This is a genomic window from Woronichinia naegeliana WA131, from assembly GCA_025370055.1.
Classification (GTDB): Bacteria; Cyanobacteriota; Cyanobacteriia; order Cyanobacteriales; family Microcystaceae; genus Woronichinia; species Woronichinia naegeliana.
Genome location: CP073041.1, coordinates 3809664 through 3834845, shown reverse-complemented (window position 1 = coordinate 3834845; position 25182 = coordinate 3809664). Strand labels below are relative to the sequence as shown.

The window sequence follows — 25182 nt, the reverse complement described above, 5'->3', positions numbered from 1 at the left end:
GTCTTGAAAGGCTCCAAAGGCTCAAGGTCGTAATTCTTTTGGGTTTATTATATTGCCTAGGAGTTCCTGGGGCTTGTGAGGTTTATCGCGATTTCCTGAGAATTGCTCTATCTGGTGGATAAACAGCGATCGCCCTTTTCCATCACAAACAGATTGCACTCAAAAATTGGGTAGGTTGGGCTAAGGCCGCTACTTGTCTCAATCGTAAATATTTGCTACGATTTGCCCATGAAAAATCTTATGTAAGGAAAAACTCAATGACCAAAAAGTTTCCGGCATCCGCCTTCTTGAACCTATCCGCAGTTTCCCTCTGTGCCGTGACGGCCGTTTTGGCTAATCCCCAGTCAGCTAGTGCTCTCAACTACGTTACCAACGGAACCTTTTGATTAAAGCTAGGGGCTTAATTCCTAAGTCCGTTGATTTATAGATTTGGAAACCAAACCCCTACCAGTTTTTAAGCATTTTAATAAACGATTATTCCCAACTTTTGGTAACATCTCATGTTAACAGTATCTAAAGCAATTACCCTGGAAGAATTTTTAGAGCAATATGCAGATTCTCCCCAGTACGAATTAGCCGATGGGGAATTAATTGACATGGAACCCACAGGTTATCACGAAACCGTTAGCGGTAAATTGGCGGCCTATATTGGCATGGCATTACTGCAAAATAAGCAGCCTTGGTTTATACCACGTACCTGTCTAATTCGTCCCTTTTCTGAGATTGCAACAGCGCGTCGTCCCGATTTGATCGTGTTAGACGAAAGAGTGTTAGGCGACGAACCATTTTGGCATCGAGAACCGATTATTACTCTAGGAAGATCAATTAAATTAGTCGTAGAAGTGGTGAGTACCAATTGGGAAACAGACTATGCCAGAAAAGTTGAGGAATATGCTTTTTTAGGAATTCCAGAATATTGGATTGTAGATTATCGGGGGTTAGGTGGAGTTGCCTTTATTGGTAAACCGAAACAACCAACTTTTACGGTGTGTCAACTAATGGGAGAAGAGTCTCAACAAACCCAATATCGTTTAAAATCCCATATTTTCTCATCTTTATTTCCTGATTTACAACTCTGTTTAGAAGATATTTTGCCCCGTTTTTAAGCGATCGTCTGACTATCGCAACATACAGCTTGATTATAAAAACATCAAGAATTTCACGGACGGCGATCGCTTCAATTTTGGCAGGGACTTTGCTTAACATTGTCTTGAAAGGCTCCAAAGGCTCAAGGTCGTAATTCTTTTGGGTTCATTATATTGCCTAGGAGTTCCTGAGACTTGTGAGGTTTATCGCGATTTCCTGAGAATTGCAGCGTCAATTCAGAAAAGAAGGGCACAAGCGGGAAACTAGACAGAGAAAATCAATCTAAAGGATGATCACTCCAAAAGCGTCCTGGACTAAAACAATGGTGCGGATCAAATTTGTATTTAAGTTGGCGCATAATGTTTAGACTATTGCCACTGTAACCCCAGGGTTCAAATTTCTCCTTCAAACTAGCTGATGAGGCTAAAACCGTCAGAAAACCGCGATATTTTTCACAGAAAAGTCGTTGTGGAGAAAGTTGCAGCCAATCCAATTCAGGCAGCGATAAGCGACCCAATCCAGTCGCTAAATGAATTTGTCCTAGACCTGAATATTGCTGAAGAAAATGAACCGCTTGCTCCGGCATAACACCGATTTTACAGATGATTTCGGCTTCAGATTTAGGGACAGTCATTGTGGAGGATAAGTTTTGCCATAATTGCCTTTCTTCTTCCTCAATGAAACTGCGTTGATTTAAAGCGATCGCCGCCGCCATGACTTGTAATTGCTTGACCTGTTCTTGAACACTTTCGGGAATATTTTGAAAACGCACTAATAGCCCGATTTCTGAACCTAAATGCAGTGATTGAGCTAAATCAGAAGATAAAATATCCGCTGCCGTTGGTGCTAATCCAGATTTTAAAAATTGTTGAGCTAATGTAGCCACTGATGCTGCCTGACCTGATAACCAAAGGGTTTGGGAGGTTTCCGGTAAGGGATAAAGGCGAAACGTAATCTGAGAAATAATGCCTAAAGTACCGTAGGAACCCGTAAATAATTTCATCAGATCGTAACCGGCCACATTTTTGACAACACGACTGCCAGCCTTCGCAATTTTTCCATCCCACCGCACAAAGGAAAAACCTAATACTAAATCCCGAATTCCTCCGTAACGTTGTCGCCAACTGCCCGTATCACCAGTGGCCATAATGCCCCCTAAGGTGGCCTGTTCAGAATAGGCGGGATCAATGGGTAAAAATTGACGATGGGGTTTTAATAAGGCCTGAAGATCTGCCAATTTCATGCCCGCTTCGGCCGTAATGGTTAAATCGGCGATCGCATGATCAACCAAACGATTTAATTTTCGTGTACTGAGAACGTAATTAACCGGATTAACCAAGTTACCCCAACCGAGCTTACTGCCTGAACCCATCGGCAAAATAGATTGCTTTTGAGCCGCAACTTGACAGACAAAATCCGATAGTTCTTCGACATTGAGAGGTGCAACCCAATCCAAAGAATGACAATCTTCCCGAAACGCTTTTTGAATAGCGCACTTTTCAGCCGTTTTTAATGATTCCCAAGACAAAATTTCCATTAGTTAAGTAGGTAGGTCTTAAAATTTATAAGATCCCTCCTTCCGTAGGACACCCCTCTTATCAAGCTACTGTGTACACACAAGTCTTTGGTTTTCTGTTTAACCTTATCTAGCCCCCTAAATCCCCCAATGCTGAGGGACTTTGAACCGAGAAAGATACAGATCTCCCCCCAAGGTTGGGGGGCCGGGGGGGCAAAACGAGGTTAACGGTTAGATGTGTGTACACAGTAGCCTTATCAAGATGGGTAGAGGAGATCAGGCACAAAATCTATGTTCAATTTAATTGAAACCAGTCACTTAAAATTAGAGAAGGAGAGGCCGATAAAAGAATTTGACAATTCTTAAGTTTCACCTACTTAAAAGCCTACTGCAAATCAATGAATAATCAAACTTTCTAGAGAATCCTGTAAATCCTGGGTTAACCTAGCTACTGCTTGCCGACGATTAGCTTTATAGTCCGGGGCACGCTGAGTGACGGAAATTGGTTCCCCAATGGTAATTTGAGCGCGTTGTTTGCCCAGGCTCGGACGGAAAAAAGCACTTTCGCCCTTAATACGAGTGATCACATCCCAAAGCAGCAGCAAGGTATCCGCAAAACGTTCTACGGTCGGTTTCTCCTGCACGTAATTGCCCGTCACCGCCACAAAGGTTTCCACAATTCTCATGTGCCACATTCGTAACTCTGCCTCTTCTGCCAGGCGATCGGCTAAACCTCGTTGTACCGTACAGATGGGATTGTTAGGCTTTAAATCCTCACGGTAAATATAGTCCCAACCAGCCTGTTCTAAACGACGACAGCGTTCCGATAGTTCCCCTTTAGCATGAATATTAAAATATTGTTCCGCTACTCCCAAAGCAACATTCAGCAAATTTTGTAATCGTAGGGCAAAAAGGCGGTTAGGTTCAGCCTGGACAGTTTCTAAATTTTGGATGAGTAGTGTTTGTAATTGAGCAACTTTTGGCAGATCTTGATGATAGAAATCTCGATAAAAGTTTTCCATCAAATCTAACATCACTTCTCCCAAATGATAAAGCCGTTGATAAAGTTTAGGTTCTTCTAAGCTATGATCAGTCGGTGATGTTATCCCACAATCTTCTTCCAATTGGCTGAGTAAGGTTTCAATTTCAATCCAGGGCGGCTCCAGATAAGAATATTGAATCCCAACGGGCAAGAGCAAAACTGCTTCCGAACGATTCGCTTTTTGTAAATCTTCCACACACCAAAAACCTAATTGAGCAATGCCTGGTTCCAGGGGGCTAATCACCTCATTATGGCCATTGGTCGCCCCTTCAGGAGCCGCCGCTAAGGGATAGGGACTATTTGCCAATAAATCCCGCGCCGATCGCAGTCCAGGCAAGTCTAATTTACCCCGTTGAATAGACGTTCCGCCTAAGCGGGAATAGAGCCAGGCAATATTTTTTCCCGCCCAGAGAGGAATCCCTCGGTCATACATAAAATGGGAATGGAGAGGAGCATCAAGTCCCACCTTTTGAGCTTTGGCTGCTTGGGGTAGCAATTGCCAAAACAAATAGCCCATGCAGTAGGGATCGTTGACACTGGGATGACGAAAGGCAAGGAGAAAGCGCACTTGGCCAGCTTGAAATTGCTCATAAGTACGCACTAGAATGTCCAAATTTTTGCCAGTGACTTTTTCAATAGGCGTTTGCCAATGGAGCCAGAGGGGTAAAATCCGTTGACAAGTGGCTAAAACCCAGGGATTCAGGGCTGGAGGAATAAATTCGAGGGGCGGTTGGGCGCGAGGGGAATTAGAAACCATAATGGTTATTGTTTGCCGATGTAAAGCATTATCACCCAAGACAATCCATGATCGATATTAATCATGTTTCTAAATGGTATGGAAATTTTCAAGTGCTGAAGGACTGCACGACCCAGGTGAAGGAAGGAGAAGTGGTCGTCATCTGTGGCCCTTCTGGTTCGGGAAAATCCACTCTCATCAAATGTATTAATGCCCTTGAACCTTTTCAAGAGGGTACTATTCTAGTAGATGGCACTTCCGTCGGTAAAATCAAAACTAATCTCCCCAAGTTGCGATCGCGGGTGGGTATGGTTTTCCAGCATTTTGAACTTTTTCCCCATCTTTCTGTTCTGGACAATTTGACCATTGGCCCGATTAAAATTCTAAAACGTCCAAAACAGGAGGCGATCGCCCAGGCGAAACAACTATTAGCAAGAGTTGGTCTAGAAGATCAAGCCCTGAAACATCCAGGACAATTATCCGGCGGTCAACAACAACGGGTGGCGATCGTGCGGGCCTTGGCCATGAATCCGATTGTCATGCTTTTTGATGAACCGACATCAGCCTTAGATCCGGAAATGGTCAGCGAAGTGCTAGATGTCATGGTAGAACTAGCCCAAGAAGGCATGACCATGATGGTTGTCACCCATGAAATGGGATTTGCAAGACAGGTTGCTCATCGCGTTATTTTCATGGATCAAGGTCAGATTGTGGAAGATAGAAAACAAAGTGATTTCTTTAATCATCCTGACTCTTCTAGGGCCCAGCAATTTCTCTCGAAGATTTTACATTCTTAACTTCTTTCTGGAAAACAGCTTGCGCATAATTGCTCAGACCTTAGTCTGAGAGCCAGGGCGAACGCATCTTATTTTTTGAAAGGTAAGCTGTCATCAGTTTAACCTACAATAGTACTTGATCCCTTGTTTTTGATTTTGCGCCCCCAACGGATTGTCAATCCGCCTTCATTAAGAAGTTTTTTGATGAGAGATTCTAATTCCTCAAGTGACTTGAACAATTTATTCGCAATATACTCTTTTGCTGAATGCCAGACTAATTCCATTAAATTATAGTCTGGACTGTAAGGTGGGTAACTGGTATCGTCTGATCAAAGTTGGAAAAAGTTATGGTGTAAGGCTTTGAGAAAATAGAAAAATAGTTTAAGACTAGACATCGGCCCGTTTTTATTATACTATTATTATTGTCATTATATCAAAGAAGAAGGAAACAGAAAATAATGTCAATATTAAAGAAAAGCTCTATGGAAATCCTGAATGATGTTGGCTTGTGCCAAGAGAAAGAGGATGCCTTATTCAAGAAAAACTGTCCTCATTGCTATAGTGAAAACGTAAAAATACATTCTTATTATCAAACGAAAGGTAACGGGGAACGTAAAATGTTCATTTGTCAAGAATGTAGTTCTTGTTTTGCTGAGACTTATGGTAGCGTAATCGCTGGCTTAGAAACCCCATTAAGTGAAATTGTAAAAGTATTAAAAGCCAGAATGGAAGGAATAGGATTAAATGCAGCAGCCCGAGTATTTGGCTACGCGAAAACAACAATATTGAATTGGGAAAAGAAATTATCAGGATTACAAGAGACATTATTTTTATCTAAGTACAGGACAAAAGGCTTGAAAAGTATACGAGAAAGGGGTTTCATGGAAGATGAACGTAATGTAAGAAAACCCATGAACCAATATAACGCATTGAAACAAGCCCTAAAACCCCATTTGGGATTTGGGATGGCATGGTGCCAGACTCTCCTTCCTAGCCTTGTTCTTACTCGCCCTCCTCAAAGTGAAAACGGTTAACCTTAAAGAATTGGCCCTGGGTTTTGAAGGTCGGGCATTGGTGGATTCTCATTAAAAACGCTTACAACGCTTTTTCTCAGGATTTGAGCTGGATTACCATCACATTGCCCGTATTGTAGTCAGTTGGCTGGATATCCCTCAACCTTGGGTATTAAGTAGGGCTTGCTGAAAAAAGCTGAAACCTTTACGGAGAAAAATAGTAGGCGAATTAAGAACCGCTAGAATGCACGAAAATAGGGTAGAATGCCTCAAAACCATTGCATTAAGAAGAGAGAAAGCAGATGTACCGAAAGCAACAGTACTCAATTGAAACACCAGAAAACTTGAAAAATCTGTTCGGCGGGCAGTTAGACGAAGAAAATCGTTGGATAGAAATGTCAAAAATGATTCTTTGGGAAGAATATGAGGAAGAATATGCAAAAAACTTCACAGAAAAAAAAGGAGCCCCAGCCAAATCATTTAGAATGGCATTAGGAGCATTAATTAGGGCTTGCTGAAAAAGTCAAAAAACGAAAGAAATGTGGGTTAGGGAAGTATGGACTGAAAAAGCATAGATAACTTATCCTTATGGAAACAAATCAAAATACAGATTTTGTTTAATATATTGTTCCTTTCTGTCTAAAAAGGTCAACACAAATCACTCCTCACAAAAGAGAGGAAAATTAACACCATTTTTCACAAGAAAAACGACTCTACAACTTTTTACTTTTTGTCTTCTGAAGTAGAGTAGAAAGATTCATTACCAAAAAGTTCATCGCAATTACCGTTTCCGAGGTCTCAGGTAGTTTGGCCATCACTCGACCAAGACTAAATTTCCTCTTTCCCTGTCCGAATTTACCCTCAATGGCATTACGCACTCTTTCATCTGAGCGTGCCTCTTTCTTTTTTTCTTTGCTCACCTCTTTCGGCGGTCTTCCCAATCGGGGACCACTCATTCTTATATCCCTTTCTTTACAATAAGCTCGATTCGCTTTTGTTCGATAGATTTTATCCACATGAACCGATTCCGGATAACATCCTGTTTCCCTTTTATATTCTTCTATTCGCGCTTGTAAATCTCCCGATTCGTTGTAATTATCCCAACTTAATTTGTCTAAGAAGACAAAGCCATTCACATTACTTGCCGATATTTTAGCTCCAAACTCTACTGCTTTTCCCGCTTTTCCACGCACTATTGGACGCACGTGAGGTTGGCTTACACTCACAATTCTGTTTTCTACTTTATTTGTCTTTTTTTCATACATTTCTAACTGTTGCTCATACACTTTTCCTATCGTTACAAGCTCTTCTTGCTCTTTTTTCGTTAGTTTTTCTAACTTTGCTCCCTCTTCTATCATTTTTTCTATATGAGACAAGTTTCTTTTTATATATCCTAGTTGTTTTTTTGTTCCTTTTCTTCTTTCTTTTTTTGACACACGACGTTTTTTTGCTATGGCTAAGTACTCTTTTCTTGCCACTTCCCTATAAGTCCTCGGCTTTTCTTTCCTTTTCTCTTTTATTTCTTCATACAGCTTATCTATTATTTTTTCTGTTTTTTCTCTGGCATCATTCAATATTCCTATATCCGTTGGATATTTTATATCTGCTGGTGTACAAGTCGCATCTAACAATAACTTTCCTTCATTTTCTTTTTTTTCTGACGCTACACCCGTCGCTTTTTTTTCTATTTCTTTATTAATTTTATTTATTAATTCCATTCCTATTTTTTTACGAAAATGAACCATCATTGACGCATTAAATGCTTCTTTGCTACTATAGCTTTCCATTCCTATAAAGTACTGTAAATAAGGGTTCTCTTTTATTTGTTCTACTGTTTCTCTGTCACTTTTTCCTGAAATTTCTTTGATAATTAATGCTCCTAATGCCATTCTAAATGATTTGGCTGGGGCTCCTTTTTTTTCTGTGAAGTTTTTTGCATATTCTTCCTCATATTCTTCCCAAAGAATCATTTTTGACATTTCTATCCAACGATTTTCTTCGTCTAACTGCCCGCCGAACAGATTTTTCAAGTTTTCTGGTGTTTCAATTGAGTACTGTTGCTTTCGGTACATCTGCTTTCTCTCTTCTTAATGCAATGGTTTTGAGGCATTCTACCCTATTTTCGTGCATTCTAGCGGTTCTTAATTCGCCTACTATTTTTCTCCGTAAAGGTTTCAGCTTTTTTCAGCAAGCCCTAATTATCAAAGAAATTTCAGGAAAAAGTGACAGAGAAACAGTAGAACAAATAAAAGAGAACCCTTATTTACAGTACTTTATAGGAATGGAAAGCTATAGTAGCAAAGAAGCATTTAATGCGTCAATGATGGTTCATTTTCGTAAAAAAATAGGAATGGAATTAATAAATAAAATTAATAAAGAAATAGAAAAAAAAGCGACGGGTGTAGCGTCAGAAAAAAAAGAAAATGAAGGAAAGTTATTGCTAGATGCGACTTGTACACCAGCAGATATAAAATATCCAACGGATATAGGAATATTGAATGATGCCAGAGAAAAAACAGAAAAAATAATAGATAAGCTGTATGAAGAAATAAAAGAGAAAAGGAAAGAAAAGCCGAGGACTTATAGGGAAGTGGCAAGAAAAGAGTACTTAGCCATAGCAAAAAAACGTCGTGTGTCAAAAAAAGAAAGAAGAAAAGGAACAAAAAAACAACTAGGATATATAAAAAGAAACTTGTCTGATATAGAAAAAATGATAGAAGAGGGAGCAAAGTTAGAAAAACTAACGAAAAAAGAGCAAGAAGAGCTTGTAACGATAGGAAAAGTGTATGAGCAACAGTTAGAAATGTATGAAAAAAAGACAAATAAAGTAGAAAACAGAATTGTGAGTGTAAGCCAACCTCACGTGCGTCCAATAGTGCGTGGAAAAGCGGGAAAAGCAGTAGAGTTTGGAGCTAAAATATCGGCAAGTAATGTGAATGGCTTTGTCTTCTTAGACAAATTAAGTTGGGATAATTACAACGAATCGGGAGATTTACAAGCGCGAATAGAAGAATATAAAAGGGAAACAGGATGTTATCCGGAATCGGTTCATGTGGATAAAATCTATCGAACAAAAGCGAATCGAGCTTATTGTAAAGAAAGGGATATAAGAATGAGTGGTCCCCGATTGGGAAGACCGCCGAAAGAGGTGAGCAAAGAAAAAAAGAAAGAGGCACGCTCAGATGAAAGAGTGCGTAATGCCATTGAGGGTAAATTCGGACAGGGAAAGAGGAAATTTAGTCTTGGTCGAGTGATGGCCAAACTACCTGAGACCTCGGAAACGGTAATTGCGATGAACTTTTTGGTAATGAATCTTTCTACTCTACTTCAGAACTGGACAGTGGGAAGTTCTCGAGCAGGGTAAGTGAGAAAAGAAAATCGGACATGCGATACCCAAGAGTGCCGTTATGTCCGAAACTGGCTGATATAGAAAATCGATAGCCAGTGCTATCTATCAATTATGCAACTATGTCAGCGACTAGAGCAAATCCTAGAGAATCTCCGTCCCGCCTTTAGCCGAGAAGCAACGTACCAATGGTTTATCCTATTAGCCTGGGGAGTAGTGCTCAACAGCCAACCGAGCGCAATAACAAGCTATGTCAATGCCTTAGGGTTAACAGAGAGCTACTACCATCAGGCACTACATTGGTTTGAATCCAAGGCATTTAACGTCAAAGGACTGACCTTGGGATGGTCGAAGTGGGTAAGTCAGCATGAAAATCTATATCGAATCAAGGAAAAACGAGTGTATGTGGGGGATGGAATCAAAGTGGGGAGGGTGCGACTTTTAGTTGATGAAGGAAAAGAAAAGTGTTAACATGAGATGAAAAGTGACAAAGAGGAAACAATGATGACAGCAAAACTAATTAATGTAGAGGGTTCAAAGATAAAAATAGAACTAACATTAGAACTCAGTCGTTCAATGTTGGATACAGAAATAAATATTCAAAAAGGCTTAAACGAAGTAGGTTGCATCGCCAGCAAAGAAGCCTTGAAATATTTAGATACAGATGGTTCACCCTTAAAAATCGGTGAAGAAATCTGGAAGAGTAAGGGAGAGCAACCGAAAGAATATCAAACACCTTATGGTGAGGTTATAGTGAATCGTCATGTATATCAGCGTTCAGTAGGAGGAAAAACGTATTGCCCCTTAGAAAGAGAAGCAAGGATAATCATAACATCAACGCCATTATTGGCAAAACAGGTATCCTCAAAAATGTCAGGGATGGCAGGCAAAGAGGTGAAAAATGATTTATTAGAAAATCATGGTAGAAAAGTAGCGCTATCCTATATCCAAAGATTGAGTGAAGCAGTAGGAAGTGTGGTACAGGCAAAAGAAGAAGCGTGGAGTTATGCCCCGCCCAAGGAGGATAGCCAAATTGCAACAGTGGGAATAGGATTAGATGGAACCTGTATGCTGATGTGTGAGGATGGCTACCGTGAAGCAATGGTGGGAACCGTTTCCCTATACGATAGTGAGGGAGAACGTCAACATACAATCTATCTAGGTGCGGCACCAGAGTATGGAAAAAAGAGTTTTCTAGAAAGATTAGAAAGAGAAATTGAGCGAGCGAAAAAACGTTATCCAGAGGCAACATTGGTCGGGATAGCAGACGGGGCAGAATCAAATTGGAAGTTTTTAGAAAAGCAAACGGAAGAACAGATATTAGATTTCTATCATGCCTCTGGTTACTTAGGTGCCTTGGCAGAAGCGTTGCATCCGAATACAGTGTCAAAACAAAAAGAATGGTTGACTGAAAATTGTCGAGAACTCAAGCATGAAAAAGGAAAAGCAGGAGAACTGCTAAATCTGATGGGGTGTGACCTTTAGTTGATGAAGGAAAAGAAAAGTGTTAACATGAGATGAAAAGTGACAAAGAGGAAACAATGATGACAGCAAAACTAATTAATGTAGAGGGTTCAAAGATAAAAATAGAACTAACATTAGAACTCAGTCGTTCAATGTTGGATACAGAAATAAATATTCAAAAAGGCTTAAACGAAGTAGGTTGCATCGCCAGCAAAGAAGCCTTGAAATATTTAGATACAGATGGTTCACCCTTAAAAATCGGTGAAGAAATCTGGAAGAGTAAGGGAGAGCAACCGAAAGAATATCAAACACCTTATGGTGAGGTTATAGTGAATCGTCATGTATATCAGCGTTCACCTTTGAGGAAAAACGTATTGCCCCTTAGAAAGAGAAGCAAGGATAATCATAACATCAACGCCATTATTGGCAAAACAGGTATCCTCAAAAATGTCAGGGATGGCAGGCAAAGAGGGGGTGTGACCTTTAGTTGATGAAGGAAAAGAAAAGTGTTAACATGAGATGAAAAGTGACAAAGAGGAAACAATGATGACAGCAAAACTAATTAATGTAGAGGGTTCAAAGATAAAAATAGAACTAACATTAGAACTCAGTCGTTCAATGTTGGATACAGAAATAAATATTCAAAAAGGCTTAAACGAAGTAGGTTGCATCGCCAGCAAAGAAGCCTTGAAATATTTAGATACAGATGGTTCACCCTTAAAAATCGGTGAAGAAATCTGGAAGAGTAAGGGAGAGCAACCGAAAGAATATCAAACACCTTATGGTGAGGTTATAGTGAATCGTCATGTATATCAGCGTTCACCTTTGAGGAAAAACGTATTGCCCCTTAGAAAGAGAAGCAAGGATAATCATAACATCAACGCCATTATTGGCAAAACAGGTATCCTCAAAAATGTCAGGGATGGCAGGCAAAGAGGTGAAAAATGATTTATTAGAAAATCATGGTAGAAAAGTAGCGCTATCCTATATCCAAAGATTGAGTGAAGCAGTAGGAAGTGTGGTACAGGCAAAAGAAGAAGCGTGGAGTTATGCCCCGCCCAAGGAGGATAGCCAAATTGCAACAGTGGGAATAGGATTAGATGGAACCTGTATGCTGATGTGTGAGGATGGCTACCGTGAAGCAATGGTGGGAACCGTTTCCCTATACGATAGTGAAGGCGAACGTCAACCTACAATCTATCTAGGTGCGGCACCAGAGTATGGAAAAAAGAGTTTTCTAGAAAGATTAGAAAGAGAAATTGAGCGAGCGAAAAACCGTTATCCAGAGGCAACATTGGTCGGGATAGCAGACGGGGCAGAATCAAATTGGAAGTTTTTAGAAAAGCAAACGGAAGAACAGATATTAGATTTCTATCATGCCTCTGGTTACTTAGGTGCCTTGGCAGAAGCGTTGCATCCGAATACCGTGTCAAAACAAAAAGAATGGTTGACTGAAAATTGTCGAGAACTCAAGCATGAAAAAGGAAAAGCAGGAGAACTGCTAAATCTGATGAAAGAAGTCAAAGAAGAAAAAAGTCATTCTAAGAATCTTACCGAGAAACTACAAGCGGCGATTACTTATTACGAGAATCATCAGCATCAAATGGATTATGCTGAATACATAGAGAAAAAGTATCCGATTGGTTCAGGTGTTACGGAAGCAGCTTGTAAGACGTTGGTCAAACAACGATTATGTTGTTCAGGGATGCGATGGAAGGAAAAAGGAGCAGGAATTATTTTGAGCCTACGAGCTTTGGTATTGACCAAGGAACGATGGAGTCAATTTTGGGCAAAACTTGATCAATATGGGTTCCCTGTAGAACCCTGATTACAACAGCTTTTATCAACTAAAGGTCGCACCCATCTGATGAAAGAAGTCAAAGAAGAAAAAAGTCATTCTAAGAATCTTACCGAGAAACTACAAGCGGCGATTACTTATTACGAGAATCATCAGCATCAAATGGATTATGCTGAATACTTAGAGAAAAAGTATCCGATTGGTTCAGGTGTTACGGAAGCAGCTTGTAAGACGTTGGTCAAACAACGATTATGTTGTTCAGGGATGCGATGGAAGGAAAAAGGAGCAGGAATTATTTTGAGCCTACGAGCTTTGGTATTGACCAAGGAACGATGGAGTCAATTTTGGGCAAAACTTGATCAATATGGGTTCCCTGTAGAACCCTGATTACAACAGCTTTTATCAACTAAAGGTCGCACCCATCTCAAGTAGCTTTATCCGATTTGGTCAATCGTCGTAGTCAGTTAGTGGAAATGCTAAACAGTGAACAAAAACGAGCGCACAGTGTTCGTAGTAGCACGGCGAAAGCTGACATTGAGACTAATATTCAATGGCTCAAACAAAGGATAAAAGGAATGGATGAGCAGATAGACCAACTGCGGCAAGACAACGAAGAGAGTAAAAAGCAGTATGAGCTATTAACCAGTGTACCTGGAGTGGGCAGAGTAACGGCCGTGACCTTGCTATCAATGTTGCCAGAATTAGGAGAGCTACCATTGAAGAAACTGTCGAGTCTAGTGGGAATTGCTCCCATGAACTGTGACAGTGGGCAAATGCGAGGAAAACGACGTATTATCGGTGGACGAGCAAGGGTGCGTGCCGTGCTGTATATGTCAGCCCTAGTGGCAATACAACACAATCCGGTAATTAAGGCGTTTTATCAAAAATTGCTCCAGGCAGGTAAGGCCAAAAAAGTAGCTTTAATTGCCTGTGCTCATAAGCTATTGGGATTTCTTCATGCTATAGTCAAGAGTCAAAAACCTTGGCGATGTCCTGAAAATATAGAGACAAAGGAGGAAAAACTGCAAGCGTGCTAATTCTCTGATATTGGTTGAAAGAGTTAACATAACTCATTCTCTGACGAGTTGTATGAGGATGAGTTGTTTGTTTTGACTAATTTTATTTGATAGCGATCCTATCAAGGCCTTGACAAACAAGATAATCGCTAAATCCGCCAATTCTGGGGGACTGGCGATATTTATTTACAGTTTGATTGCTTTTTATTCCTTGTTAACAACTTTTGACGCGGTTTCTAAAACGGCGATCGCGGGTAGTTGTACAATTACGAATGTAGTAGGAGTTACCTTTGGTTCCTATGATGTTTTTAGCAATATGCCGACGGATGCAGTGGGAAATGTAACCTATCGCTGTATAGATTTAGGAACGGACTTAATTACGATTGATTTGAATAAAGGTAATAGTAATAGTTATAATTCCCGCACTCTGAAAAGTGGCGATGATGCCCTTAATTACAATCTCTATCTAGACTCAGGCAAAAATATCATTTGGGGAAATGGAACTGAAAGCAGTAGTCATTATGGGCCGCTGAATCCAACGAATAATAGTGATGTTATGGTTTCCATTTATGGTCGTATTCCAGCCCAACAAACTAGGACAAAATCTGGGAATTATAGCGATACGATTACTATTACAATTTTTTTTAGCGTCATTTAAGTAAGTGGGCTTAATTAATTTTAGATGGTGGAACAGGCTTCTAGCCTGTGAACGGGCAGGATGCCCATCCCACGTTTTATATTTAATTGCAACCAGCTACTTAAGTCTTAATTAGAATTTATCTAGCCTGATCCGTGATTGATTTTTGAGTAGGACAAGAGGCGATCGCTGGCTGGGAACTGTGTACCACTTCAAGCCCTCTGCCAAACCTTACAAAACGTAGCATTTCTCTTAAAAATTTTATTCTAAACTAAAAGAAGACATTCTCATTCCCCTCATATTTAATGATAAACCGCGATCGCCCCTATAGAAATTACCATTCACATTGCCCGTTCGGCTGACAATCAAACTCCTTCTCTGCAAAGCTATGTTTTAGACGTAGAGCCAAAAACCACAATCCTCGATTGCCTAAACCGTATCAAGTGGGAACAGAATGGCAGTTTAGCCTTTCGCAAAAATTGTCGGAATGCTATCTGTGGAAGTTGCGCCATTCGGATCATTGATAGGAACGGGCTTGATCGGCCCGCCAAAGACGATTTAAATTACTAAAATCCGCATATCTGTCTTAGAGAAATCTACACAGATGTTATTTTAAGCGATTTAGATAATAATCCCTGGTTCCTTTGGCATCAAGGGCTTCTCCTAAACGGTTTAAGGCATGGATATAAGCAGCAGTTCGCAGCGAAATGGTAAATTCCTGGGCAATTTTCCAAACCTGTTCAGCTTCGGCCACAATTTTCGTTTTTAAGCGTTCATTAACTTCGGTCAGATTCCAATATAAACCACTGCGATTTTGCACCCATTCAAAGTAACTGACAGTTACACCCCCTGCATTGACTAAAATATCAGGAAAAACGTAAATTCCTTTACGATCTAGAATGGCATCAGCCCCAGAGGTAATGGGGCCATTGGCAACTTCAAAAATGTAGCGGGCTTTAATGTTATCGGCATTGGCTTCAGTAATTTGATTCTCTAGAGCGGCTGGAACCAAGACATCCACATCTAAGCTCAATAACTCTTCATTGGTGAGGCTGGAATTATTGCCTATATTACAAACCGTGTCTTGACAGTACATATTAGCCACACTGCGATGATTGCGTTTATAGGCCACAATGCTAGGAATATCCAATCCTTGCTCATTATAAATGCCACCCTGGGAATCACTAATGGCGACTACTTTATAGCCAGCATGATAGAGACATTCGGCTACTACCATTCCCGCATTACCAAAGCCTTGAACCGCGATCGCCGTATTATCGGGTTGTTGTTGAAAGCGGGGTAACATGGCCTGCATGATAAAAAAGGCTCCCGTCCCAGTGGCGGTATTGCGTCCCTGACTTCCTCCCATCGTGATCGGTTTGCCGGTGACAACTCCTTGACTAATTTGGCGACGGATAATACTGTATTGATCCATCATCCAGCCCATCATCATTTCATTGGTATAAACATCCGGGGCCAAAATATCAATATCTGGGCCAATAAAGTCGGCGATCGCCTCAATATAGCCACGACTAAGACGTTCCAATTCTGGTTTAGACAATTCCTTCGGATTTAGGGTAATACCGCCTTTTGCCCCCCCAAAGGGTAAATTCAATAAGGCACACTTAAAAGTCATCCAAAAAGCCAGGGACTGTACTTCATCCATCGTCACCCTGGGATGATAACGAACACCGCCTTTACCTGGCCCCCTGGTGTCATCATAGCGAACCCGATAACCCTGAAAAATCCGCAAGGAACCATCATCCATTCGTACCGGAATTGAGACACTGAGACTGGTTTTCGGGTATTTCAACCGTTCTCCTGCATCCTCGGAAATAGCTACATACTTTAACGCCTTTTCAAGACGTTTACTGGCATCGGCAAACAAAGATTCAGACATTCAGACTGCACTCCTTTAACAGAGGGGATCAACTGGAAACCTTTACCCCTAAACTGTTTTATGGGTCTCTACTTTTTATTAGACCACAGTAAAAGTATATTTTGCTACCATTTCCTGACAAACAATATAATTGTTAACATTAGTTAGCTTGATCTGATTGTTGCCCTGGCTAACGAGGTGAAAAATGACGATAGAAGTCCCCATGCGTTTCGAGTCCGAGTCATTGCTTTGGGTTGTCAATGATATTTATTCGGAGCAAGAATGCGCTAATTTTGTCAAGTTTATTGAAAGCTCTTCTCCAAAACTAGCGACTAATAATCCTCTATACCGCAATCAGGATCGAGTCATAATCGATGATCCAGAAATGGCTCAAGAATTATTTAGAAGATTAAAACTCCATTTACCGCCCAAAATGGGAGACTTAAAATTAATTAGATTAAATGAACGTTTAAGAATGTATCGCTATAAAGTTGGACAAAGTTTTACTCCTCATTTATTGCCCTAACTTAGGATAGAAATGACTTTGATTAATAAAGCGTGAAACTTCACTAACGGGTAAGGGACGACTAAACCAGTAGCCCTGGATAATCTGACATTGCAGTTGTTTGAGTAATTCTAATTGTTCTTCGGTTTCCACCCCTTCCGCAATCACACTCTGGTTACAACCCTGACCTAAAGCTAAAACTGCCGAAATAATCGCCATATCTTGTAAATTATCTTTGCTTAAGTCTTTGATAAAAACCTGATCAATCTTGAGGGTTTGGAAAGGAAATTGCTTAAGATAACCGAGGGAAGAATAACCCGTTCCAAAGTCATCCATTGATAGATGAATACCTAGATTTCGTAACTGCTGTAGGGTATTACGAGCAATATCAAAGTTATGCATTAAAGCTGATTCTGTTACTTCTAGTTCTAACCATTCAGCCCCTAAGTTTGTCTCTCCTAAAATATTAGTAATAGAATGGATTAAGCTTGGTTGTTGAAGTTGTTTGGTAGAAAGATTTACCCCAATCCGAAATGGTTTAACGCCGCCTTTTTGCCAGAGATAATTTTGCTCACAGGCTTGTCTTAGTACCCATTCGCCAATGGCATGAATCAGACCATTCTGTTCAGCTAGAGGGATAAATTTGCTGGGATGAACTAACCCTAATTTAGGATGTTGCCAACGGATCAGAGCTTCCATGCCATAGAGTTCTCCCGTCTGAATATTAATTTGAGGTTGGTAATGAAGTAATAATTCCTCTTTATCTAGGGCTTGATATAACCAGTTTTCTAACTGAAAAGATTCTGAGGTTTGAACAATTAAATGAGGGCTAGAAAATTGGTAATGATTACGACCACTTTCTTTGGTTCGATAGAGAGCGGAATCGGAGTTTTTCAGTAGCTCTTCTGCGTTCTCGCCATCACGGGGATAGAGCGCGATACCAATACTACTTTTTACATAAAGCTGTTGTTCTCCAATCTGGAAGGGAATGCTAAGACAATTTAACAAACGATTAGCAATGTCTTCTACTTCTTGAAGATCTTCAAAGGTATCTAATATAATAGTGAATTCATTTCCTCCCCAACGGGAGAGCAAGTCTCCTTGACGTAGATTGCGTTTAATCCGTTTACTAAAATGCTGTAGAACGTCATCTCCAAACCGATGACCTAAATTATCATTGATTCTTTTGAAGTTATCTATGTCTAGGAACATTAAAGCGATTTGGGATTTCTGGGTGCGAGCAGTGGCGATCGCTAGAGATAATCTTTGGTTAAAATAGTAGCGATTGGGTAGATGAGTTAAAGGATCGTAAAAAGCCTTATATTTAAGAACTTTCTCTGCTTTTTTTCGCTGAGTGACATTAAAGATGTAACTCCGAATCTTCTGATGTTCTGGTAAGTAATGAATATATTGTTCAAAATAATGATTATTCACCTCAATTTCACGAACGACTAAATTGCCATTACGATGTTGTTGGTTTTGAGTAATATTCACCAATAAAGGATGCTCCGATTGGAGCTTATGAATATTGTTGAAATTCTTGGTGGCGGCAGCATTCAAATAAATGATATTACCGGCAAAATCCAGTTCAATAATCGGATTCGGACTGAGTTCAACAAGAGAAGTAAAATCAACTAAGCTCAGATCTTCTACCAGGTCAGGATCAACGCTTGAACCTAAGTTGGTTGATTTTGCTTGCGTTAAAATTGCTTTAAAAATAGCACTATCACTGGTCTGATCCTCTCCTTGATCTTCTCGGTAATAGGAGTTATCAGCTCCATGCACGATTTGATAGGTGGCTCGAATATCCCCTGGAAAAACTACTGTATCACCATGCTTCAACTCATATTCTAAGTATTTTTGTCCGTTTATATAAATGCCATTTGTACTTCTTTTTCCGTAAGTATCGCCATCAACAATACAAAACAACTCCTGCTCATCTACAACGTATTTCACAAGGGTTGCATGATGACGAGAAAGTTTTAAGGAGGGGATAACGATGGAACTAGAAGGATGTCGGCCGATAGAATAAAGCGACTCATGGAGATGAATCGTTTTTTTAAAGGTTGTCGAATTGAAGACAAGTTGATGGAGGATCAAGGGTTGGCTCATAAAGTCTCCTAAACAACCTCACAAGACCAGTTAAGAATATCAACAGACGACCGGACTAAAATGTTATTCAAGCCTTGCAAATATTTCCCATTATAACAGCTTCTCAGATTATAATGCAGTACAATACTTACGTTTGGAGCATTTAAGGTGATCAAACTCGGTTGGCATTGATTCCCTTCGTCTTTACTCTCCGAACCGATAACCTTTGCCATAGACGGTATGAATTAAGGTGGTTTCTCCTGTTAACTCAATTTTACGTCTGAGTAAACGAATCAGGGCCGCTATCACATTACTCCCTGGCGGATCATTCTCTGTCCAGAGAGACTGATAAATTTGTTCATGACTTAAGAGTTGTCCGGGGTGGAGCATGAAAAAAGCCAGCAGTTTCACTTCCTTCTCTGAGAGATGAATGACTCGTTGCTGTCGATAGGCAATCTGATTATCTTCATCTAGTTCTAGATCGGCAAATTTTATCCGTCGATCGCTGTCGGAAGTTTCTACGGTTTGAAAGCGTCGCAGTAAGGCCCGCACTCGTGCTAACAATTCTCGCAGTTCAAAGGGTTTAATCAAATAGTCATCCCCCCCAGCATCTAAGCCTAAAACACGATCATCTAAGGTATCCTTGGCCGTTAAAAAAAGCACTGGTACTGTTTTGCCCCGCGATCGCAGGGTTCGACAAATATCCAAACCAGACTGAAAGGGTAACATCCAATCCAAAATAAGCAGATGATAGTCCTGCTCCAAAGCTAACCCCAATCCTTCTAGCCCATCATTAGCCACTTTCACCTGATAACCTTCTTGGCAAAGAACACGACTGAGGGGCGTGGTTAGAGCAATCTCATCGTCCACCAACAAAATCTTCATAAAAAACGAATTTGCTCAATATTATCTTCCCAATTTTGACCATCAAAAGGCTCAATGACAAAATTAGAGAGAACATTTCCGGTTAAACAGCGCACATTAACATCAATACAGTCGGGATGGGAACGGGGATAGTAAAAAGGATGGATACCACAATGTGAACAAAAAGTATGTTTAGCGATTTTGGTATTAAAAGTATAGGTACTTAGAGCCTCTTCTCCTTGATGTAAGCTAAAATGCTCTAAGGGAACAATACAATGAATAAAACCCTTCTTATAACAGATAGAGCAGTTGCAATCCCTTGCCCGATGATTGGTCACCAGAACTTGAAATTGAACCTTGCCACAGTGGCAACTTCCTTGATAGATTTGGGAAGATTCCGTTAAATTCATCGTCTTTCCTCCGGTTACAATTCTGACGAGATTGACTATTAAACCATAAAATTCGTTTCTGCTCCCTGGGAGGCTTGCCAACTTCGGGCATCATAATAGAGATCTGCCAGGGTAATGGTATAAAGAGCCGCTTTAAATTTTTGATGAAGTTGTTTCCAGAGACTATAAGTTACCCAGTCTTCTGCTTGGACTTGATCAGGGTGATGGCGAGGTAATGGCTCTACTGTTTCTCCCACTGCATCAAAAATCTGACCGAGAGAAATTTGGGTCGGTGGATAAGCCAATTGATAACCCCCTTGTACACCTCTAAGAGATCTTACAAGACCGGCTCGACGCATTTCCATCAGTAATTTTTCTAAATAGGGAGCAGGTAAATCCTGCCGTTGGGCGATCGCTTTTACAGAAGCTGGGCCATAACCAGACTGAAGGCTAAGATCTAACAGGGCTTTAACGCTATAGTGACTTTTGGTTGTGAGCTTCATTTCCTTAGTTTAAACGAAGACGTTTCCATTAGGCATAACCATAATAGTTCTCTGGGTTGGTGAAGCGATAACCGGAATAGAGGGGAGAAGGGCATCGGTTAAACCTTGAAGAATGTCAAGTCGATGGATAAGATAAAGATTGACTTCAAAGCATCAGATTAATTTCGACAGAAATTGAATAAATTTTACTTTCTGCGTGTAAGATAAGGTTAGAGACAGATAGGAACCCTAATTTTTTTTAGTTACCCTACTGTTATCCCGAATCAAAGCTGTAAACGTGACAATTCTTTACTAAAACGCGAAGTTCATGTCTAAAATCCCCCCATCTAAACCCTTAACGGGAGTCGAGTTACTCGATAAAGTCAGGGAGCTTGGTTCCCTCAGCAAAGACGATAAAGCGAAAGAGTGTGGATACGTCACCACCACCAAAAAAGGTGTTCCCCGTGTCAATATGATGAAATTTCTCAATGCGTTAATTGACGCAGAGGGGATTGAATTAGACAGCACCTTAAATGGTCAAGGCCGGGGTGGTCGTTCTGCTAGTTATCGCATTAGCGTACAATCCAATGGCAATTTGTTAATTGGTTCTGCTTACACCAAGAAAATGGGCTTAAGACCTGGTGATGAATTTGAAATTACCCTAGGTCGTAAGCATATTCACTTAAAACAAGTGGGTGCTGACGATGAGGAAGAGTAAGCGTCTCTCCTTGCCATGCCTGAACCAGGTTCAAAAAATAACGTTGTCTAGCCGTAAACTAAACAACGCTTAAGAGCAAACTACCATTTATGTTCAATGGAGAAGTCACTTGCTTTCTCAGGGGAGTGGCTTCTTTCCCTATTCTAGTGTTATCCTTGCCCATCTGCGGTAAGGTTTTTCTGTCCTAACCGTTAAGATCGAGGCAAAATGCCATGAATCTGCAATAAATCGGGCACGGTGGCGCAGTGGGGCGTTAGTCCGAAACTAGCAGGATTACGGGGGTCTTGGTAAGTAAAATGGCGATAATCCAGGCAAAATCGATCCCAGTCAGCCATTTGCAAACGAAAAACTTTGATGAAAAAGTTGGCCCAAGCGAGGGAAAGCGGAATCTGAAAATAAATGGGCTTTTGCAGATAGGTGCAGATTTCGGTGATCGCCGCATCAACAGTCAGAGACGCATTGCCTAAGACCACATCTTGATAATGACCCTGGGGATGCTCCACTAGATAGGCGACAACCTGGGCAATGTCCTTGGCATGGATAAAGTGAAAGCTACCATCGGCCCGAAACCAACGAATCAAGTTAATCCAATTTAGGATTTCACCAAAACCTCCCGATAGATGGGAATAGGGTTTATGTTCTTCGCCGCCAAATACTAGGGTGGGATAAACGGTGGTGATTTTATCAGCGATCGCTAAACAAGAGAGAGCTTGATGACAAAGATACTTGGTGCGAACATAGTCAGTCCCCAATTCTCCCGCTTCTTTGAGGGGTTGCCCTTGACGATTAAGGATACTGGCAGTAGAAAAATAAATAATCTGTTCACAGTGTTGCGGATCCAGACGGTTGATTAACCCTAGGGTTTGCACCACGTTAACCTCATAGGTTTCTTGGGGATCACCCCAACTTGTGGCAATTAAGATGGCCACATCCACACTTTTAAGCAGGTCGTCATAGGGTTCTAAATGGGCCATATCCCCCGTTAGGAGATGAATACCAGACCTAATTTGGCTATTAAATTGTAGTTTGGCCGGATTTCTGACCAGTAGGAAAAGTTCATGTTCGGTATTCTCAATCAAGGCATCGGCTAAGTAATGACCAATACAACCACTAATGCCGGTAATAAAAATTCGTTTCATAACCCAGGAAATTTTACTCTTCTAACCTTACTGCTTTGTTGGCTGCTTTGGGCGATCGGGAGACTGGGGGGACTGGGAGATGGGGGACTAGGGGGATGGGGGGAGTGAAATTTTATACTAGATTTGATCGGGAGAAGGTTCCGAGTTTTGTAAGTTCAGCAACTCTTCCATCGTCGGCGGAAATTGATTATTTTTGAGCATTTTTTCAAAGACACGATAACAATCTTTTTGATCACCGGCTTTTCTGGGAAAGCCCAGCCAGAGAATAATAATAGCTTTCTCTTGGGGAAAAACCCGAAAAAATAGGCGGTATCGAGGCGGTAAACCCATTTTTTTAAGGCGATTAAACTGTCGCAAAGGCCCTTGTAATCTAAAATAAGCGGCCATTGGATCGAGGGGAATCTTTTCTCTAATGCCCACATCGATCGCTTTGAGTAGCTTTACCTCTGGATGCTTCAGAAAGCGATCGCCTTCTAATTTGAGTTTGAGGTGTTCGACCTGTTTAATTAAGTCTTGCCACTGCTGAAAAAAGAGAGGGTGAAAATAAATTCTCCACCCCTGACAGACCATTGGTTTCATTGGTCGATCTCCACACCGGCTAATAATTCGTCTAGCTCAGTACTCATTTCCTGGGTGTAGGGAATCAGATTATCGGGATGACTAATCGCATCTTTCATCAAGAATTCTAAAAAGAGGGTCATCATTACTCCATCTTCTTCCGTATCTTCTTCTCGTTCAGTTGGTTGCAAGCGTACCAGTAAGGTCTGTTCATCTAAAACCTCGACTTCTCCTGATGCTTTGACTAACTGGGGATGTTCTAGGGAAAATAGTCGTGGTAAGCGAAAGCCGTCCTGGTTGCCAATTTTAGCGGGACTAATGGAGTAAGTTTTTCGCTTCATTGATTGTTTACCTTAAACTGTTATTACTATTAGTTATAACACAATAGGTCTGACTGGAGAAAGTAGAGGAGGAAGAGACTCGGAAAATGGGTTGACTGGGGATGAATGGCAGACTTCAGTTAAGATCCTACAGAGAGACGCTTAGTAATTTGTTATGAAGTTTCTCTTGTTTAAAAGCTTTTTTCACCCTACTTGCTTTCGGAACGGAGAATTTTGACGATGCTTACCCATTTCAAACTGCTTAATGATTTGCGTCGAACAGCGATCGCCTTTTGTCTTGTTGCGACTTGCTGGCTCTGGTTTCTAGGGCCGGTGGAAGCGGTTAGTTATAATCGGGCTAATTTAGTCAACTGTGATTTTTCAGGTCAAGATCTACGGGATGCTGAATTTGATCATGCCAATTTACGCGGTTGCAATTTTAGTCATGCCAATTTGCAGGGAGTCCGTTTTTTCTCTGCTAATTTAGAAAGCGCGAATTTTGAAGCCGCCGATCTGCGTGCCAGTGATTTTGAATCGTCCCGTTTGACCCATGCCAATTTGACCAACGCGCTTTTAGAAGGAGCCTTTGGGACGAATGCTAAGTTTGGCGAGGCGATCATCACCGGAGCCGATTTCACGGATATTATTCTACGACCCGATACAGAAGCCTATCTTTGCGGTTTAGCCCAGGGAACCAATCCCATCACGGGACGCAATACCCTCGATACGCTATTTTGTAAGGGATAGGATGAATAATTTCTCTAAATTTCTTTAAATCTTAGTAAATTTTAGTCAATTTTAGTCAATATTAATGAGGTAAACCCCATGGATCGAGGAAAAATCGTTGCTATCGTTACAGGTGCAATTTCAGTTATTTTAGCGATCGCCTATTTAGTGTTAGTGCAGATTCTAGACTTTCGAGGCGAAATGTTACCCGCTCCGATTGATAATTTCAGTAGTTTATTTTCTTTCTTTTTACTCGGTTAATGAAGATTCGCCAAAACATCTTCAGCAACCTTGACAGAAGAACTACCAACTTGAGATAAAATGCCAACGGCATCTGTTAAAGCCTTTCTTGCCTCTTCATTACGATGAAGCTGGGCAAAACTGATACCCAAATTTGTCAAGTAAAATCCTTCACTAAAACGATCACCTATCTCTTTGGCAATTTCTAATGATTTTTTAAAGTAATAAATCGCCTTATCTTGTTGATTTAAATCAGCATAAATATTACCAAGCCGGCCACATCGTTTAACTAATGCTTGATGATCATTAAGAATTTCAGCAATTGCTAATGCTTGTTCTTGACATTCAATGGCCTTGGAATAATCTTTAAGTTCCGCATAGGAGAGTCCTAGGTTACTTAAATTAATTCCGACTATAGATTGATCAGAGAACTTTTTGGCAACTATCAAAGCTTGTTGATAATACTCAATTGCTTTATGATGTTGTTTTAGAGATTTATAGATAGTTCCTAAGTTACCTAGATTGATGGAAATCCTAGAATAATCTCCAATTTTTTCGGCAATAGATTGTGACTTTTGATAGTATTCAATAGCTCGTTCATAGTCTTCCAAAATAGCATAGGCAAGACCTAAGCTGCTAAGAATCTTAGCTTTAAGACTATCATCATTAATTTGGTTGGCAATTGCTAGAGATTGTAGAAAATAATCTATTGCTTTTTCATAATCTTTGGTAGCAGCATAGTCGTTACCAAGCCGGCTTAAACGGATACTCTCCATCCAATCACTATCATTGGGATGGGTATTATTAAGATCTTCTTCTAAAACTTGAGTGGTACTCATAG

At 40.6% G+C, this 25182-nt stretch carries 23 protein-coding genes and 7 pseudogenes; 17 read left to right on the top strand and 13 right to left on the bottom strand.

Annotated elements, in window-relative coordinates:
• The first annotated feature begins 500 nt into the window (after positions 1 to 500).
• Positions 501 to 1106 (top strand): Uma2 family endonuclease, encoded by a 606-nt coding sequence (locus tag KA717_19345; GenBank protein UXE64434.1) that lies wholly within the window; start codon positions 501 to 503, stop codon positions 1104 to 1106.
• A gap of 257 nt (positions 1107 to 1363) precedes the next feature.
• Here KA717_19345 and KA717_19340 read toward each other — a convergent pair whose 3' ends face one another.
• Together KA717_19340 and KA717_19335 are read right to left on the bottom strand one after the other, a co-directional pair.
• Positions 1364 to 2623 carry an FAD-binding oxidoreductase gene (locus KA717_19340; GenBank protein ID UXE64433.1) on the bottom strand — a complete coding sequence of 420 codons (1260 nt, stop codon included), beginning with the start codon at positions 2621 to 2623 and terminating at the stop codon, positions 1364 to 1366.
• Between the two features lie 374 nt (positions 2624 to 2997).
• Positions 2998 to 4401 carry a 1-acyl-sn-glycerol-3-phosphate acyltransferase gene (locus tag KA717_19335; protein ID UXE64432.1) on the bottom strand — a complete coding sequence of 468 codons (1404 nt, stop codon included), beginning with the start codon at positions 4399 to 4401 and terminating at the stop codon, positions 2998 to 3000.
• 47 nt (positions 4402 to 4448) lie between these two features.
• Between KA717_19335 and KA717_19330 the strand changes: the two genes are divergently transcribed.
• Positions 4449 to 5177 carry an amino acid ABC transporter ATP-binding protein gene (locus KA717_19330; GenBank protein UXE64431.1) on the top strand — a complete coding sequence of 243 codons (729 nt, stop codon included), beginning with the start codon at positions 4449 to 4451 and terminating at the stop codon, positions 5175 to 5177.
• Positions 5178 to 5275: 98 nt separating this feature from the next.
• Here KA717_19330 and KA717_19325 read toward each other — a convergent pair.
• Positions 5276 to 5467: pseudogene (locus KA717_19325) on the bottom strand (transposase).
• Positions 5468 to 6067: 600 nt separating this feature from the next.
• On the opposite strand from KA717_19325, the pseudogene KA717_19320 reads away from it, so the two are divergent.
• Positions 6068 to 6347, top strand: a pseudogene (locus tag KA717_19320) (IS4 family transposase).
• A 124-nt stretch (positions 6348 to 6471) separates the two neighbouring features.
• Positions 6472 to 6675 (top strand): annotated as a pseudogene (locus KA717_19315) (IS5/IS1182 family transposase).
• A gap of 228 nt (positions 6676 to 6903) precedes the next feature.
• Here the strand turns inward: KA717_19315 and KA717_19310 are convergent.
• Positions 6904 to 8241: pseudogene (locus KA717_19310) on the bottom strand (IS5 family transposase).
• A gap of 122 nt (positions 8242 to 8363) precedes the next feature.
• On the opposite strand from KA717_19310, the pseudogene KA717_19305 reads away from it, so the two are divergent.
• The 9 genes and pseudogenes from KA717_19305 (at position 8364) to KA717_19265 (ending at position 15000) form a co-directional block, all read left to right on the top strand.
• Positions 8364 to 9506: pseudogene (locus KA717_19305) on the top strand (IS5 family transposase).
• Between the two features lie 123 nt (positions 9507 to 9629).
• On the top strand, positions 9630 to 9986 hold the full coding sequence (locus tag KA717_19300) for a hypothetical protein (GenBank protein UXE64430.1): 357 nt from the start codon (positions 9630 to 9632) through the stop codon (positions 9984 to 9986).
• 6 nt (positions 9987 to 9992) lie between these two features.
• A complete protein-coding gene (locus KA717_19295; GenBank protein ID UXE64429.1) occupies positions 9993 to 11000 on the top strand; it encodes an ISKra4 family transposase in 1008 nt (335 codons plus the stop codon).
• Between the two features lie 32 nt (positions 11001 to 11032).
• Complete coding sequence (locus KA717_19290; protein UXE64428.1) at positions 11033 to 11470, top strand: hypothetical protein; 438 nt, start codon at positions 11033 to 11035, stop codon at positions 11468 to 11470.
• A 55-nt stretch (positions 11471 to 11525) separates the two neighbouring features.
• Positions 11526 to 12807 (top strand): annotated as a pseudogene (locus KA717_19285) (ISKra4 family transposase).
• Positions 12808 to 12891: 84 nt separating this feature from the next.
• Positions 12892 to 13164 (top strand): annotated as a pseudogene (locus KA717_19280) (ISKra4 family transposase).
• 56 nt (positions 13165 to 13220) lie between these two features.
• Positions 13221 to 13814, top strand: a complete 594-nt coding sequence (locus KA717_19275; protein UXE64427.1) for a transposase — start codon at positions 13221 to 13223, stop codon at positions 13812 to 13814.
• Between the two features lie 109 nt (positions 13815 to 13923).
• Positions 13924 to 14451 carry a spore coat U domain-containing protein gene (locus KA717_19270; GenBank protein ID UXE64426.1) on the top strand — a complete coding sequence of 176 codons (528 nt, stop codon included), beginning with the start codon at positions 13924 to 13926 and terminating at the stop codon, positions 14449 to 14451.
• 357 nt (positions 14452 to 14808) lie between these two features.
• Positions 14809 to 15000 (top strand): 2Fe-2S iron-sulfur cluster-binding protein, encoded by a 192-nt coding sequence (locus tag KA717_19265; GenBank protein UXE64719.1) that lies wholly within the window; start codon positions 14809 to 14811, stop codon positions 14998 to 15000.
• Positions 15001 to 15037: 37 nt separating this feature from the next.
• Here the strand turns inward: KA717_19265 and gdhA are convergent, their stop codons facing one another.
• Positions 15038 to 16330 (bottom strand): NADP-specific glutamate dehydrogenase, encoded by a 1293-nt coding sequence (gene gdhA, locus KA717_19260; protein ID UXE64425.1) that lies wholly within the window; start codon positions 16328 to 16330, stop codon positions 15038 to 15040.
• Between the two features lie 184 nt (positions 16331 to 16514).
• Between gdhA and KA717_19255 the strand changes: the two genes are divergently transcribed.
• Positions 16515 to 16835 carry a hypothetical protein gene (locus KA717_19255; protein UXE64424.1) on the top strand — a complete coding sequence of 107 codons (321 nt, stop codon included), beginning with the start codon at positions 16515 to 16517 and terminating at the stop codon, positions 16833 to 16835.
• Here KA717_19255 and KA717_19250 read toward each other — a convergent pair.
• From KA717_19250 to KA717_19235, 4 genes are all read right to left on the bottom strand, one after another.
• On the bottom strand, positions 16824 to 18926 hold the full coding sequence (locus tag KA717_19250) for an EAL domain-containing protein (GenBank protein UXE64423.1): 2103 nt from the start codon (positions 18924 to 18926) through the stop codon (positions 16824 to 16826). The genes KA717_19255 and KA717_19250 overlap by 12 nt on opposite strands.
• 183 nt (positions 18927 to 19109) lie before the next feature.
• Positions 19110 to 19790: a response regulator transcription factor gene (locus KA717_19245; protein ID UXE64422.1), complete on the bottom strand. Its 681-nt coding sequence runs from the start codon at positions 19788 to 19790 to the stop codon at positions 19110 to 19112.
• Positions 19787 to 20179 (bottom strand): GFA family protein, encoded by a 393-nt coding sequence (locus KA717_19240; protein ID UXE64421.1) that lies wholly within the window; start codon positions 20177 to 20179, stop codon positions 19787 to 19789. Before KA717_19240 ends, KA717_19245 begins: the two co-directional genes overlap by 4 nt.
• A 38-nt stretch (positions 20180 to 20217) precedes the next feature.
• Positions 20218 to 20661 (bottom strand): RrF2 family transcriptional regulator, encoded by a 444-nt coding sequence (locus tag KA717_19235; protein ID UXE64420.1) that lies wholly within the window; start codon positions 20659 to 20661, stop codon positions 20218 to 20220.
• A 307-nt stretch (positions 20662 to 20968) separates the two neighbouring features.
• Between KA717_19235 and KA717_19230 the strand changes: the two genes are divergently transcribed.
• Positions 20969 to 21358 carry an AbrB family transcriptional regulator gene (locus KA717_19230; GenBank protein UXE64419.1) on the top strand — a complete coding sequence of 130 codons (390 nt, stop codon included), beginning with the start codon at positions 20969 to 20971 and terminating at the stop codon, positions 21356 to 21358.
• 191 nt (positions 21359 to 21549) lie between these two features.
• Here KA717_19230 and KA717_19225 read toward each other — a convergent pair whose 3' ends face one another.
• The 3 genes from KA717_19225 to KA717_19215 all read right to left on the bottom strand — a co-directional run bounded on the left by KA717_19225 (position 21550) and on the right by KA717_19215 (position 23396).
• Positions 21550 to 22497 carry an NAD(P)-dependent oxidoreductase gene (locus tag KA717_19225; GenBank protein ID UXE64418.1) on the bottom strand — a complete coding sequence of 316 codons (948 nt, stop codon included), beginning with the start codon at positions 22495 to 22497 and terminating at the stop codon, positions 21550 to 21552.
• 117 nt (positions 22498 to 22614) lie between these two features.
• Entirely contained in the window at positions 22615 to 23076 is a 462-nt protein-coding gene (locus KA717_19220) for a type II toxin-antitoxin system YhaV family toxin (protein ID UXE64417.1), read from the bottom strand.
• A complete protein-coding gene (locus KA717_19215; GenBank protein ID UXE64416.1) occupies positions 23073 to 23396 on the bottom strand; it encodes a hypothetical protein in 324 nt (107 codons plus the stop codon). The genes KA717_19220 and KA717_19215 overlap by 4 nt, the downstream gene beginning before the upstream one ends.
• Positions 23397 to 23615: 219 nt before the next feature.
• Here KA717_19215 and KA717_19210 point away from each other — a divergent pair, with 219 nt between their 5' ends.
• Both KA717_19210 and KA717_19205 read left to right on the top strand, forming a co-directional pair.
• The gene (locus KA717_19210) at positions 23616 to 24122 is read left to right on the top strand and encodes a pentapeptide repeat-containing protein (protein UXE64415.1); all 507 of its coding nucleotides are present in this window, start codon (positions 23616 to 23618) and stop codon (positions 24120 to 24122) included.
• A gap of 78 nt (positions 24123 to 24200) precedes the next feature.
• Entirely contained in the window at positions 24201 to 24362 is a 162-nt protein-coding gene (locus KA717_19205; GenBank protein UXE64414.1) for a hypothetical protein, read from the top strand.
• On the opposite strand, the gene KA717_19200 is transcribed toward KA717_19205, so the two are convergent.
• A complete protein-coding gene (locus KA717_19200) occupies positions 24359 to 25180 on the bottom strand; it encodes a tetratricopeptide repeat protein (protein ID UXE64413.1) in 822 nt (273 codons plus the stop codon). The two genes, KA717_19205 and KA717_19200, sit on opposite strands and share 4 nt — an antisense overlap.
• Positions 25181 to 25182 lie beyond the last annotated feature (2 nt).

Coding starts and splice junctions, on each gene's coding strand:
- KA717_19345 (UXE64434.1), top strand. CDS start 501: ATGTTAACAGTATCTAAAGCAATTACCCTGGAAGAATTTTTAGAGCAA.
- KA717_19340 (UXE64433.1), bottom strand. CDS start 2,623: ATGGAAATTTTGTCTTGGGAATCATTAAAAACGGCTGAAAAGTGCGCT.
- KA717_19335 (UXE64432.1), bottom strand. CDS start 4,401: ATGGTTTCTAATTCCCCTCGCGCCCAACCGCCCCTCGAATTTATTCCT.
- KA717_19330 (UXE64431.1), top strand. CDS start 4,449: ATGATCGATATTAATCATGTTTCTAAATGGTATGGAAATTTTCAAGTG.
- KA717_19300 (UXE64430.1), top strand. CDS start 9,630: ATGCAACTATGTCAGCGACTAGAGCAAATCCTAGAGAATCTCCGTCCC.
- KA717_19295 (UXE64429.1), top strand. CDS start 9,993: ATGAAAAGTGACAAAGAGGAAACAATGATGACAGCAAAACTAATTAAT.
- KA717_19290 (UXE64428.1), top strand. CDS start 11,033: ATGAAAAGTGACAAAGAGGAAACAATGATGACAGCAAAACTAATTAAT.
- gdhA (UXE64425.1), bottom strand. CDS start 16,330: ATGTCTGAATCTTTGTTTGCCGATGCCAGTAAACGTCTTGAAAAGGCG.
- KA717_19255 (UXE64424.1), top strand. CDS start 16,515: ATGACGATAGAAGTCCCCATGCGTTTCGAGTCCGAGTCATTGCTTTGG.
- KA717_19250 (UXE64423.1), bottom strand. CDS start 18,926: ATGAGCCAACCCTTGATCCTCCATCAACTTGTCTTCAATTCGACAACC.
- KA717_19245 (UXE64422.1), bottom strand. CDS start 19,790: ATGAAGATTTTGTTGGTGGACGATGAGATTGCTCTAACCACGCCCCTC.
- KA717_19240 (UXE64421.1), bottom strand. CDS start 20,179: ATGAATTTAACGGAATCTTCCCAAATCTATCAAGGAAGTTGCCACTGT.
- KA717_19235 (UXE64420.1), bottom strand. CDS start 20,661: ATGAAGCTCACAACCAAAAGTCACTATAGCGTTAAAGCCCTGTTAGAT.
- KA717_19230 (UXE64419.1), top strand. CDS start 20,969: ATGTCTAAAATCCCCCCATCTAAACCCTTAACGGGAGTCGAGTTACTC.
- KA717_19225 (UXE64418.1), bottom strand. CDS start 22,497: ATGAAACGAATTTTTATTACCGGCATTAGTGGTTGTATTGGTCATTAC.
- KA717_19220 (UXE64417.1), bottom strand. CDS start 23,076: ATGAAACCAATGGTCTGTCAGGGGTGGAGAATTTATTTTCACCCTCTC.
- KA717_19215 (UXE64416.1), bottom strand. CDS start 23,396: ATGAAGCGAAAAACTTACTCCATTAGTCCCGCTAAAATTGGCAACCAG.
- KA717_19210 (UXE64415.1), top strand. CDS start 23,616: ATGCTTACCCATTTCAAACTGCTTAATGATTTGCGTCGAACAGCGATC.
- KA717_19205 (UXE64414.1), top strand. CDS start 24,201: ATGGATCGAGGAAAAATCGTTGCTATCGTTACAGGTGCAATTTCAGTT.
- KA717_19200 (UXE64413.1), bottom strand. CDS start 25,180: ATGAGTACCACTCAAGTTTTAGAAGAAGATCTTAATAATACCCATCCC.